We start from the raw sequence: 11,818 nt of genomic DNA on the forward strand, positions 1-11,818 counted from the left end.
CGCGCCCGGCGATCAAGGTTACTTTTACCAATTTACCAACGAAGTTTAGACTTCGGCACGGAGCCCGGATACCCGAGCCCGCCGCTGCGCCCAAAAAACCTTAACGGAATGGTTACCAAGCTCGAGGCCGGGACCGCGCCGCCGTCTTTCTCCATGATGCCTCAAGGCTTAAGCGGAAGCGAATGTGCGGCCGCCTCGGCTGTGGATAGTCCGGACGGCAAAGTCCGGACGACGGATGCGGGAGACGGTGGCTTGCAGGACGCGGTCGGGGCGGCACTCATCGATCACGAGCATCTCGCGCGCCAGACGTTCGGCGACGCGGAGCTCGCGCGGGACTTGCTGGGCTTGTTCGCCGAGCAGTGCCGGCGCCTCGTTCCCGGCATCCTCGACCCCGGCCTGTCGGCTGCCGAGCGGGCCGATCTCGCCCATACGCTGAAGGGATCTGCCCTGGGGGTCGGCGCCGAGCGGATCGCACGTCTCTCGGCCTCGATCGAGGACGCTCTGCGGGCCGGGGCGCCGGCCACGGCGGCCTGTCGCCTCTCGGACGCCGTGGCCGACACCCTCTCGGTTCTGCCGCCCGCGTCCTGACGGCGCCGCGCGCGGCGGGCGGACGTCGCGTCGCGGACGGGTGATGGAACGGGGCGGCCTCTGCGGCGTAAGCGGAAGAATCGTCGCCCGGTCGGCGAGCGCGCTTGCTTTCGTGGCCCTGCCCCTTCAAGGCAGTCCTGCGCCGCACAACCGGCCATTCACCTGTTGTACGAGCCCGGAGACCCCGATGCCCAAGATCACCTACGTCGACCATGCCGGAACGGTCAGGACCGTGGAGGGCGACGTGGGATCGACCGTGATGGAAGCGGCGATCCGCAACAACGTGCCGGGGATCGATGCCGAGTGCGGGGGCGCCTGCGCCTGCGCGACCTGCCACGTCTACGTCAATGACGCGTGGGCGGACATCGTCGGCCCCGCGGAGGCGATGGAGCAGGACATGCTCGATTTCGCCTCGGACGTCCGGACGACCTCGCGCCTGTGCTGCCAGATCCGCATCACCCCGGAACTCGACGGCCTCAGCGTGACGACGCCGGCACGTCAGGGTTGAACGGCCTCGCGCCGAATTCCGAACCGACCCGCGCGAAGACGTCGCGCGGTCGTCCATTCTGCACCGCCGCTTCGCTTCTCACGCGTGGCGCCGAGCCCGGCCCGACTCCGATCAGCGCACCAGGGCCCGCATGGCGCCGTCGATCCCCTCGAGGTTGAGCGGGAACATCCGGTCGGCCATCAGGCGCCGGACCATGCCGATCGACTGCGTGTAGGCCCAATGCTCCGCCGGCACGGGGTTCAGCCAGACCGCCTTCGGGAAGCGCTCCAGGATCCTTGTCATCCAGACCTCGCCGGATTCCTCGTTCCAGTGCTCGACCGAGCCACCCGCCATGGCGATCTCGTAGGGGCTCATCGACGCGTCGCCGACGAAGACGACCCGATAATCGGGCGGGTAGGTGCGCAGGACGTCGAGGAGCGGCAGCGTCTCGTCGTGGCGGCGCCCGTTCTCGCGCCAGACCCGCTCGTAGGGACAATTGTGGAAGTAGAAGTGCTCGAAGTGCTTGAACTCCGAGCGGGCGGCCGAGAACAGCTCCTCGGCGAGCGCGATGTGCCAGTCCATCGAGCCGCCGACGTCGAGGAACAGGAGAACCTTCACGGCATTGCGCCGCTCGGGCCGCAGCTTCACGTCGAGGTAGCCCTTGGCGGCCGTCTCGCGGATCGTGCCGTCGAGGTCGAGTTCGTCCGCCGCTCCGGTCCGGGCGAAGCGGCGCAGGCGCCGCAGGGCGACCCGCATGTTCCGCGTCCCGAGTTCGACCGTGTCGTCGAGGTCCTTGAACGCGCGCTTGTCCCAGACCTTCACGGCGCGGAAATTCCGGTTGCCGTCCTGGCCGATCCGGATGCCCTCGGGATTGTATCCGTAGGCACCGAATGGCGAGGTGCCGCCGGTCCCGATCCACTTGTTGCCCCCCTGGTGCCGCTCCCGCTGTTCGGCGAGGCGCTGCTTCAGGGTCTCGAACAGCTTGTCCCAGCCGAGCGCCTTCAGCTCGGCCTTCTCGGCCTCGGTCAGGTACTTCTCGGCGAGCTTGCGCAGCCATTCCTCGGGAATGCTCGCCGGGTCCGTGGCCGCCCCGAGGGTCTCGATGCCCCTGAACACGGTCCCGAACACCCGGTCGAAGCGATCGAGGTTGCGCTCGTCCTTCACCAGGGCCGTCCGGGCCAGCAGGTAGAACTCTTCGATCCGCTTGTCCGCCAGATCACGGTCGAGGGCGCCGAGGAGGGTCAGGAATTCCCGCAGGGTGACGGGGACCTTGGCCTCGCGCAGGGCGGTGAAGAACTGGAGCAGCATGCCGGGACAACGCGGGAAGCCGCGCTCGGGGTCAAGGCCGCGCGGCGCGACGCGCGGACGGGCGGACGATGGCGCATTCACATACGTTAAGCTGGGTATAACACGGGATTCCTGTTGATATCCCCTTGCCCTGGTTATTCCCCACATCAGGACTTGTCATCGGAATCGAACATCCTCCTCGCACAATCTCGTGCAGGTCAGGGCAAGACGTCAGGGCGCAGAGTCTCCGGGTTAGAGTGGGGAGTGACCGACATGGCGCTCGTGTTGCGCTCGCTGAGCGACTTCAAGCGGTTCCTCTCCGAGCCGGGCGCGACGATTCAGGTCGTGCGCAACACCTTCATCGACCGCCAGCCGGCTTCCTTCGCGGACGCCTATCGCGCCAAGGGGATGTACGAGCCGCGCACGATACGGGCGATCTCCAAGAAGGCGGCGATCTTCTCGATCCGGAACCATCCGACGACGATCTGGCTCTACTGGGACAAGGGAACGCGCAAGTGGCGCTTCCAGGACGACACCGTGGCCATCCCCCTCGATACGGGGCTCGGTCCGCCGGACGAGATCGTCTATCGCTGCAGCTATGCGCCGGGCATGGACCCCGAGGTCCGGGCGCCGGTCCGGCGCGCCAAAACCCGCCCGTCCAAACCGCCGGATACGCTGAAGGCGGCATCGAAGGCGCCGCCCGCCGTCAAGTCCGCCGGCCTCGGCGCCGCGTCCGCCACCGGTGCCAAGACGGCGCCGACGCCCGTGATGCCCGTGTGCGGACAGGGCCGGCTTCTCTGAACCCCGATCAGGCGCTCTTGATCGCCGGCTTGCCCTCGTCCTTGGCCGCCCCGGCATCGCGTGTCTCGACGCCCTTTCCGACGGTGCGCCGGGCCCGGAAGGCGGGGCGAACCTCGGTCTCCTTCTTGCGCAACATCGCCCGGTACTCGTCGCGCCGCTCGTGGATCGACGCGATCACCAGGCCCATCGGCACCCCGACATCGACGAGGACGGCCTCGGACAGCTGCAGGGAGGCCTCGATGGTCTCCGGGACGGCGTCGTCCACGCCCATCTCGTAGAGCGCCGTCGCGTGGCGGGCATCGCGGGCCCGGGCCACGATGGTGATGTCGCGCCGCTCGGCGCGGGCGGCTTCCACCACCGCCTCGACGGCACGCGGATTGTCCAGGGTGACCACGAGGGCGCGGGCATTGGCGATGTCGCAGCGCCGGAGCAGTTCCGGATTGGCGGAATCTCCGAAATAGACCGGGTTGCCGAGGCGGCGGTGCTCGGACACCCGGGCCGCGTCGGCATCGAGCGCGAGATAGGGGATCTTGTGCCGCGCCAGCATCTCGCCGACGAGCCGCCCGACGCGGCCATAGCCCGCGATGATGACGCGGTTCTGCTGCCGATCGGGCACCGGCTCGGCCCGTGCCCGGCCCAATTGCGCCCTGGTGAGCCGCTTGCCTAGGCGCCGGGCCAGGACCGCGAGGGCCGGAATCGCGATCATCGTCACGGTGGTGACGATCAGGGCGGCCTGACCCACCTCCTCGGGCACGAGCCCGCCGGCCAGCGCGCCGCCGATGAGCACGAAGGCGAACTCGCCGCCGGGGCCGAGCAGCAAAGCGGCCTCGATCGCCACCGCCTTCGAGAGCCTGAGGAAGCGGGCCGCCGCGACGATCACCGCCCCCTTGATGAGCATCAGCGCCAGCGCGAGACCCAGGACCGCGCCGGGCGCCGACATCAGGTGGGCCGGATCGAGGTTCATGCCCACGGAGACGAAGAACACGCCGAGCAGCAGGCCCTTGAACGGGTCGATCGTCGCCTCGATGGCCCGGCGATACTCGGTCTCGGCCAGCAGCAGCCCGGCCACGAAGGCGCCCAGCGTCATGGACAGGCCGGCGGCGGCGGCGGTCACGGCGGTGCCGATGATGACGAGCAGGCAGGCCGCCATGAAGAGTTCGGGCGAGCGCGTGCGGGCGACGAGCTGGAACAGCGGCCGCAGCGCGAGGCGCCCCGCCACCACGATGACCACGATGGCGACCGCCGCCTGACCGAGGGCCAGCGCGAGGGCTCCGCCCACATGGGCACCGTCGTTCCGGCCCAGGACCGCGATGGCGAAGAGGACGGGCGCGACCGCGAGATCCTGGAACAGCAGCACGGCGAAGCTGGCGCGGCCGGCGGGCGTGTTCAGGCGCTTCTGCTCGGCGAGGACGGGCAGCACGATCGCCGTCGAGGACAGGGCGAGCGCCAGTCCGACGATGATCGCGGCGGCCAGGGGCACCGACAGGAACATCAGGATGGCGCCGATCACGGCGGAGGAGGCCAGGACCTGGATCGAGCCGAGCCCGAACACGAGGCGCCTCAGGGTCCGCAGGCGCTCCCAGGAGAGCTCCACCCCGATCATGAACATCAGGAAGATGACCCCGAACTCGGCCAGATGCGCGATCTCGGCCCGGTTCGCGATCGTGAAGGTCGAGACCCAATGGTGCGTCTCGGCGAACCGGCCGAGGCCGAAGGGTCCGAGGAGCGCACCCGCGCCGATGAAGCCGAGCACCGGCGAGATGCGCAGCCGATGGAACAGCGGCACCACCACGCCCGCGGTGACGAGGAACAGGATCGCTTCCTTGTAGGAGCCGGCGTGTACGTCCATCATCGGTTCAGGGGGGCTCCCGTCATCGGCATCATGGGGTTTGGTGGAGACGCGCCGTCGCGGACGACCATGGGCGCAGCCGGCCTTCCGGCGCAACCGTATACATCCGGAAACGGGAAAATGGCCGGCTGCGACCATTCGGATGGGGAGTGTGACCTGCGGGGGCGCGTGACGCGGCGCAAAAACGGCACAATATGCGCATAAGCAAACCCTTTAGGTTCGGTTAAGCGCGCGATCGTCGCGTTTCGAGACACGAGTGCCCCATGCGAAAGACGCCGCCCAACCGGGACGTGCAGCGCGAAGCCCGAGACTGGCGCCGGGAATCCGATCGGTGGACCCACGAGCGTCACGTCGAGAAGGGCTACCGCATCAAGTGGGGCTACGTCGGCATCGCCTACCTCGTCGAGTTCATGGTCATCGGCGCCTCGCTCTGGGGCGCGTGGCTGTTCGCCGGGGTCTACAGCGACGGCGATTCGAAGGCGTTCTACTTCATGCTCCTGGCGCCGCTGGTCTACGCGGCGGTGGAGTTGTGCCGCGTGCCGCTCGGCATCCTGGCCCGGACGCAGCGCTCCTACTTCATCCGCATGCTGGCCATCGTGGGCATCGTCTTCGCCGCCGGCGTGACGACGAAGTCGGTCTCGCAGCTCGGCGAGATGATGTTCCATCCCCGCCTGATGGATGCCGCGAAGGCCAAGACCGCCCTCAAGGACGCGCAGGCTGATCGCGGCACCATCGACAACCGCATCGCGGCCGCCGACGCCCGGGTGGCGCAGTACACGACGGAACTCGACCAGATCGAGAAGCGGTCGGCCGAGAACGCCAGCCAGCTCGCCGGGCTGCCGCCGCAGCGCTGTGAGCGCGTCTACGGCACCAACAGCCGGGGGCAGCGCTATTCCAACATGAAGTGCGTGACCGACCCGCGCACCGCCACCCTCAATGCCAGCGTCGCCAAGGCCGGAACGGATCGGGGCGCGGTGACGAAGCTCCTCGAGGAGGCCCGCAAGGCGCGCGGCGAACTCGACCGGGGCGCGGCCGAGCGCAAGGTCGCGGATGCCGAGCAGACCTACCGCAATTCGGTCAACCGCTCGCAGCTGCACTCCTTCACCGCGATGGTCTACGGCGTCGACCCGATCGACGTGAGCGAGGCGCAGGTGCACGCCTTCCTGCGGATCTTCGTGTTCGTGCCGGCGCTCTGCGCCGCCTTCGCCTCGACGATCCTGGCGCTTTGCGCCGTCTCCGTGCGCAAGACCTTCATGGACGAGGACGACCTCGGCGCCACCGTCGATCCGGCCGCGACCCCCTACATGCTGGACTCGATCACCGACGCCCTGCGGCAGGAGATGGCGCTGACGCACGGGCGCCCGGTCCCCGACGAGGCGGCGGCCGCGCAGGCGACGCCCGCGCCCGGCGGGGCGTCCCCCGCCCAGTCCGGGGCCGGCGGCGCGGTGATTCCGATCGACCGGCGGCCTCCGGCCCAGACCGCGAGCGCGGGAGCCGGCGCATGAGCATCCACGCGCCGGGTACGCCCGAGAACGTCGTCCTCGCCCAGAGCGTGAATGGCCGCCTGCGCGCGGAGGCCCGGATGGTCGCCGCCCGCGCCTTCCTGTTCCGCGCCCTCGGGGCCGGGGCCTTCACGCTTCTGGCCGGCATCGGCGTCGGCGCCGCCTCCTACGGCTACGCCTACATGAACCAGTTCGATTCGGCGGCCGAGAAGATCGCCGCCGCGATGCAGGCGGCGCTCTCGGACGTGACGCTCAAGACCAAGGGTGAGGTCACCCTCACCGACAACGTGCTCAAGCTCGAAGGCGCCCTGCCGAAGGCCGCCTCGACGCCGACGCCCACCAAGGCGCAGCTCGGCAGCGACGCCGCGCCGGCCTCCAAGGCCCCGGTGAACACCACCTTCACGGTGTTCAAGCAGGTGCCCTACATGGACGGCCAGATCGTCACCGGCTGGAACTTCCGCGCCAACGAGGAGCAGCCGTTCCAGCAATACTGCTACTTCTCCCGCCGCCAGAACGAGGCGAAGGGGCAGGTCGAGATCAAGATCGACCTCGCCATGGACGGCAAGACCCTGCCGCAGCCGCAGAAATCGGACGTGAATCTCGGCATCCTCGCCTCGAACTGCGTCTGGCACGACGGCAAGACGCTCTGACCGTCCCGACGGCCGAGCCCCTGTCCCGACCTTGCGAGGGGGCGAGCCGAGGCTTAACCCCTCGGCCTGCCTTCCTTCCGCGAGACCCTCCATGCGCTTCTCCGGCACCGCCGACTACGTCGCGACCTCCGACCTCACCACCGCGGTCAACGCCGCCATCGTGCTGGAGCGGCCGCTGTTGGTGAAGGGGGAGCCCGGCACCGGCAAGACCGTGCTGGCGGAGGAGATCGCCAAGGGACTCGGTGCGCCGCTCCTGACCTGGAACGTCAAGTCGACCACCAAGGCGCAACAGGGCCTCTACGAGTACGACGCGGTCTCGCGTCTGCGCGACAGCCAGCTCGGCGATCCGCGCGTGTCCGACATCGGCAATTACATCCGGCGCGGCAAGCTGTGGGAGGCCTTCACGGCGCCCGAGCGGCCGGTCCTGCTCATCGACGAGATCGACAAGGCGGATATCGAGTTCCCGAACGATCTCCTGACCGAACTCGACCGGATGGAGTTCCACGTCTACGAGACCGGCGAGACGATCCGGGCGGAGCGGCGCCCCATCGTCATCATCACCTCGAACAACGAGAAGGAACTGCCGGACGCCTTCCTGCGCCGCTGCTTCTTCCACTACATCACGTTTCCGGATGCCGACACGCTGAAGGCCATCGTCGAGGTGCATTACCCCGGCATCAAGCATCGGCTGGTCGAGGAGGCCCTGCGGGTCTTCCTCGAAACCCGCGCGGTGCCGGGTCTGAAAAAGAAGCCCTCGACCTCCGAACTGCTCGACTGGCTCAAGCTCCTCGTCTCCGAGGACGTCGCGCCCGAGACCCTGCGCGAGCGCGACGGCCGCAAGCTCATCCCGCCGCTGCACGGCGCGCTCCTGAAGAACGAGCAGGATGTCAGCCTCTTCGAGAAGCTCGCCTTCATGATGCGGCGCGAACAGCGGGGCGGCTGAGACGGCCGGCCCAACCCCTGGCATCCGCCCCGCGAGAGACCAGATAGGACGGGTCTCCCGCGCGTTTCTCCCCGGAGCGGATCGTCCCGATGATCACGAAGAAGCTCGGCCGCACCGGCCTCGACGTCTCGCCGCTCTGCCTCGGCTGCATGACCTATGGCGTGCCCGAGCGCGGCCCCCATCCCTGGACCCTGCGCGAGGACGAGAGCCGCGCGCTGATCCGGCAGGCCCTCGACCTCGGGATCAACTTCTTCGACACCGCCAACGCCTACTCGGACGGGACCAGCGAGGAGATCGTCGGCCGGGCCCTGCACGACTTCGCCGACCGCGACGCGATCGTGCTCGCCACGAAGTGCTACTTCCCGCTGAAGAGCCAGCCCAATGCCGGCGGCCTGTCGCGCAAGGCGATCTTCGCCTCCATCGACGCCAGCCTGAAACGGCTCGGCACCGACTACGTCGACCTGTTCCAGATCCATCGCTGGGATTACGGCACGCCCATCGAGGTCACGCTGGAGGCGCTGCACGACGTGGTGAAGGCGGGCAAGGCCCGGTACATCGGCGCCTCGTCGATGTTCGCCTGGCAGTTCGCCAAGGCGCTGTTCACCGCCGACCGCCATGGCTGGACGCGGTTTGCGACGATGCAGGACCATTACAACCTGCTCCACCGGGAGGAGGAGCGGGAGATGCTGCCGCTCTGCGTCGACCAGGACATCGCGGTGCTGCCCTGGAGCCCCCTGGCGCGCGGGCGCCTGACCCGCGACTGGGACCTGCGCAGCGTCCGGCAGGACAGCGACGAGGTGGGGCGCCACCTCTATGCCTCGGCAGAGGCCGCCGACCGCGCCATCGTCGAGCAGGTCGCCGCCATCGCCTCCGCGCGCGGCGTATCGCGTGCGCAGGTGGCGCTGGCCTGGGTGCTTGGGAAATCCCCCGTGACGGCCCCGATCATCGGCGCCTCCAGGCCCGGCCATCTGGACGATGCCGTCGCGGCCCTGAACCTCGTCCTCACCGCCGAGGAGACGAAGGCGCTGGAGGCGCCCTACACGCCCCATCCCGTCGTCGGGTTCTCCTGACCGCCGGCACCGGCTTTCCCCGTTCACGCCCCGAAGGTTGTCTCCCGCATGCGTCGCCTCATTCTCCTGCGTCACGCCAAATCCGACCGCAGCCCCGGCGTCGCCGATCTCGATCGTCCCCTGAACCCGCGCGGCAAGCGGGCCGCGCCGCGCATGGGAGCCTACCTGGCTGCGGAGGGACTGAACCCGGATGCGATCGCGATCTCGCCGTCGCTGCGGACGCGCCAGACCTGGGAGGCGGTGCAACCCGCCCTGAAGGGACCGGAGGCGGAGATCGTGGCGTCGATCTACGAGGCGCCCGAGACGGCGCTCCTCGCGGTGGTGCGATCGACGCCCGACGCGGCGCGGAGCCTTCTGATGATCGGCCACAATCCGGGCCTTCAGGAACTGGCTCTGCGCCTCGCGGGCTCGGGGGACAAGGCCGGGCGCAAGCGCCTGACCGCCGAGTTTCCCACCGCCGCGATCGTCGTGATCGATTTCGAGGGCGAGGCCTGGAGCACGCTCGCCTCGGCAAGCGGTCGCCTCGACCGCTTCGTCGCCCCGAAGGACCTCGACATCGAGGATTGATCGACCCCAAGCCGTCGATCCAAGCCAATGGCGGATTGAACCCTCGCGGGACCTCGGCCGTTGGCCTGGTCCCCGGCAAGCCTCGCAGACCCCGTGCTCCTGACCGCGCTCCTCGTTCTCACGACGCTGCTGCCACGCCTGGACGGTTCGGTTCGGGCGATCCGCCCCGAACTCGACCGCATCGGCAGGCTGATCTCGACCGTGGAGGATCGACCGGCTTCGTTTCCGGTCTTCCAGCCCGAGGCGCGTGCCGTCTCGAACTGGCGGTTCCAGGCCGGCGAGGCCTTGCGCCCGACCTCCCTCGCCCTCGTGGCGCGCTACGCGGCGACCGAGCCGTCCTTCGTGGCGCGGTGCGTCAAGCTGAACAATTACTGGTGCATCAAGCGCGCGCGCTGGACCGGCGAGATCGGCGCCGATGCGGAGGGGCATACGGGATTCGCCACGGCCGCCGACGGCGCCGACGCGGCCGCCCAATTGCTCCGGCGCTATTACCGTGCGCTCGGTCGGCGCACCGCGCTCGCCATCGTCCGGCGCTGGGCTCCGGCGGAGTGCCGGATCGGCACCGGCACGCCCCTCGCGGCGCGGGGCTCCGGCCCCAGACTCTCACCGGATCTGGCGCCGCGCGGCATCGGCCGCACCCTGCGGGCACGCTTCCTCGCTCGCCATCCGCGCGGCGGCGTTCCCCGGGCCGCCGTCGCGGCGCGCGGTGGGCAGCTCCGGATTCAGCCCTGGTCGCCCCTGGCCCGGATAAGCGGGCGGGCGCACCCCGCCCGCGCGGCAAGCGTCGCGCCGAGACCCGTTGCCGATGGGAAGGCCGCTCCCGCCGCGCGTCCGAGCGGAGGCGCCCTCCTGGTGCGCCCGTCGGAACTCCTGGTGAAACCCTCGCAGGTGATCGCCAAGCCGTCGGTCCTTCTCGTGGAGCCGAGCGTCGTCCTGGGCAGATCGATACCGGCCGAGCGCGCGGCGCCACGCGCACGCACGGCTTCCGCCGCCGGCCTTCAGGAGCGGTTCGTCGCCGAATCCGCCGCGTTGCCGGCGATCGTGGCGGGCCTGCCGGGCTTGCCGCTTCTCGATCTCAGCGTGCCGGCCCCGCTCTGCGCCAACGACGAGACTCGTATCCGCAACTACGCCACGCGCATCGCCGCCAGCGTCGGCCTCAAGGTCGAGGACGACCTGAAGCTCTTCGATGCCGAGGGTCGGCCATTGCCCAACCTGCGCCCGGTGATGCTCGCCATGTCGAGCGTCGAGCTGGGCAGCCTTCGCGCGAGCCCCGCCCTGGTCGAGGCGGCGGTCGCGCGCCTGGACGCCACCAGTCCGGCCGCGCTCGCACCCTGACCGAACACCGCAACCCTCTCCCTTCGAGATCCGCCGGGCCGGCGTTTCCGCAAAGCCTTGCGGGACCGCCTCCGTGGCGCCACCTCCCCACCAGCCGCCCGGCACGCCCGCCAAACCCTTCGATCCGTTTTCCCGAGAACAGGTTGCCATGAACAGCTTCGCCGCGCGTGCGGGTTCCGCGGTCAAGGCCTTCGCCGAGGCGTCGAGCGATCTCCTGATCCAGCCGACCCTTCGCCTCGGCGTCACCGGTCTCGCGCGATCGGGCAAGACCGTCTTCACCACCGCGTTGATCCACCACCTCGTCGAGGCCCACGCGCTGCCGGCCTTCGCGCCCGCGCATGAGGGCCGCCTGCGCCGCGCCCGGCTGGTGCCGCAGCCCGACGACGACATCCCGCGCTTTCCCTTCGAGGAGCATTACGCGGCGCTGACCGAGAAGAGGCTGTGGCCGCGCTCCACCGATCGGATCAGTCAGTTCCGCCTCGCCATCGAGTACGAGCGCTCGGGCGGCTGGCGCTCCGGCCCCGGCACGCTGATGCTCGACGTCGTCGACTACCCCGGCGAATGGCTGCTCGACCTCGCGCTGATCGACCAGACCTACACCGCCTGGTCGCGCGCCACGATCGCGGGCACCCGCCGCAGCGGACGCGGCGCGATGGCGGCGCCCTGGCTGGAGACCCTGACGACCCTCGACCCGCAAGGGCCCCTGGACGAGGTGGTGGCCGAGCACGCCAGCACCGCT

At 69.6% G+C, this 11,818-nt stretch carries 12 protein-coding genes; 10 read left to right on the top strand and 2 right to left on the bottom strand.

All coding sequences use genetic code 11. The features are described from left to right. The first annotated feature begins 252 nt into the window (after positions 1–252). Positions 253–588, top strand: coding sequence for an Hpt domain-containing protein (locus MKK54_RS05820; RefSeq protein WP_244009835.1), 336 nt, complete (start codon positions 253–255; stop codon positions 586–588). A 187-nt stretch (positions 589–775) separates the two neighbouring features. Further along, entirely contained in the window at positions 776–1,096 is a 321-nt protein-coding gene (locus tag MKK54_RS05825; RefSeq protein WP_244009837.1) for a 2Fe-2S iron-sulfur cluster-binding protein, read from the top strand. A 111-nt stretch (positions 1,097–1,207) separates the two neighbouring features. On the opposite strand, the gene MKK54_RS05830 is transcribed toward MKK54_RS05825, so the two are convergent. Next, positions 1,208–2,383, bottom strand: coding sequence for a vWA domain-containing protein (locus MKK54_RS05830; RefSeq protein ID WP_244009839.1), 1,176 nt, complete (start codon positions 2,381–2,383; stop codon positions 1,208–1,210). Between the two features lie 252 nt (positions 2,384–2,635). Between MKK54_RS05830 and MKK54_RS24720 the strand changes: the two genes are divergently transcribed. Next, the gene (locus MKK54_RS24720; RefSeq protein WP_409564133.1) at positions 2,636–3,163 is read left to right on the top strand and encodes a hypothetical protein; all 528 of its coding nucleotides are present in this window, start codon (positions 2,636–2,638) and stop codon (positions 3,161–3,163) included. Positions 3,164–3,170: 7 nt separating this feature from the next. Here MKK54_RS24720 and MKK54_RS05840 read toward each other — a convergent pair whose 3' ends face one another. Then, a complete protein-coding gene (locus tag MKK54_RS05840; RefSeq protein ID WP_244009841.1) occupies positions 3,171–5,015 on the bottom strand; it encodes a cation:proton antiporter in 1,845 nt (614 codons plus the stop codon). A gap of 260 nt (positions 5,016–5,275) precedes the next feature. Between MKK54_RS05840 and MKK54_RS05845 the strand changes: the two genes are divergently transcribed. The 7 genes from MKK54_RS05845 to MKK54_RS05875 all read left to right on the top strand — a co-directional run. After that, on the top strand, positions 5,276–6,517 hold the full coding sequence (locus tag MKK54_RS05845; RefSeq protein WP_244009843.1) for an ATPase: 1,242 nt from the start codon (positions 5,276–5,278) through the stop codon (positions 6,515–6,517). Continuing rightward, on the top strand, positions 6,514–7,164 hold the full coding sequence (locus tag MKK54_RS05850) for a hypothetical protein (protein ID WP_244009845.1): 651 nt from the start codon (positions 6,514–6,516) through the stop codon (positions 7,162–7,164). The genes MKK54_RS05845 and MKK54_RS05850 overlap by 4 nt, the downstream gene beginning before the upstream one ends. Positions 7,165–7,255: 91 nt before the next feature. Then, entirely contained in the window at positions 7,256–8,107 is an 852-nt protein-coding gene (locus MKK54_RS05855) for an AAA family ATPase (RefSeq protein ID WP_244009846.1), read from the top strand. An 89-nt stretch (positions 8,108–8,196) separates the two neighbouring features. Beyond that, the gene (locus tag MKK54_RS05860) at positions 8,197–9,177 is read left to right on the top strand and encodes an aldo/keto reductase (RefSeq protein ID WP_244009847.1); all 981 of its coding nucleotides are present in this window, start codon (positions 8,197–8,199) and stop codon (positions 9,175–9,177) included. 48 nt (positions 9,178–9,225) lie between these two features. Next, positions 9,226–9,744 (top strand): SixA phosphatase family protein, encoded by a 519-nt coding sequence (locus MKK54_RS05865; RefSeq protein WP_244009848.1) that lies wholly within the window; start codon positions 9,226–9,228, stop codon positions 9,742–9,744. Positions 9,745–9,924: 180 nt separating this feature from the next. Next, on the top strand, positions 9,925–11,079 hold the full coding sequence (locus MKK54_RS05870) for a hypothetical protein (protein WP_409564134.1): 1,155 nt from the start codon (positions 9,925–9,927) through the stop codon (positions 11,077–11,079). Between the two features lie 148 nt (positions 11,080–11,227). Then, the coding region (locus MKK54_RS05875; RefSeq protein WP_244009850.1) for a YcjX family protein at positions 11,228–11,818 on the top strand (591 nt) is incomplete at its 3' end.

The sequence above is a fragment of the Methylobacterium sp. J-068 genome (assembly GCF_022829445.1).
Classification (GTDB): domain Bacteria; phylum Pseudomonadota; class Alphaproteobacteria; order Rhizobiales; family Beijerinckiaceae; genus Methylobacterium.

Bases quoted from the DNA above. Each gene is read 5' to 3' on its own strand.
- MKK54_RS05825 (WP_244009837.1), top strand. From the start codon at position 776: ATGCCCAAGATCACCTACGTCGACCATGCCGGAACGGTCAGGACCGTG.
- MKK54_RS05830 (WP_244009839.1), bottom strand. From the start codon at position 2,383: ATGCTGCTCCAGTTCTTCACCGCCCTGCGCGAGGCCAAGGTCCCCGTC.
- MKK54_RS24720 (WP_409564133.1), top strand. From the start codon at position 2,636: ATGGCGCTCGTGTTGCGCTCGCTGAGCGACTTCAAGCGGTTCCTCTCC.
- MKK54_RS05840 (WP_244009841.1), bottom strand. From the start codon at position 5,015: ATGATGGACGTACACGCCGGCTCCTACAAGGAAGCGATCCTGTTCCTC.
- MKK54_RS05845 (WP_244009843.1), top strand. From the start codon at position 5,276: ATGCGAAAGACGCCGCCCAACCGGGACGTGCAGCGCGAAGCCCGAGAC.
- MKK54_RS05850 (WP_244009845.1), top strand. From the start codon at position 6,514: ATGAGCATCCACGCGCCGGGTACGCCCGAGAACGTCGTCCTCGCCCAG.
- MKK54_RS05855 (WP_244009846.1), top strand. From the start codon at position 7,256: ATGCGCTTCTCCGGCACCGCCGACTACGTCGCGACCTCCGACCTCACC.
- MKK54_RS05860 (WP_244009847.1), top strand. From the start codon at position 8,197: ATGATCACGAAGAAGCTCGGCCGCACCGGCCTCGACGTCTCGCCGCTC.
- MKK54_RS05865 (WP_244009848.1), top strand. From the start codon at position 9,226: ATGCGTCGCCTCATTCTCCTGCGTCACGCCAAATCCGACCGCAGCCCC.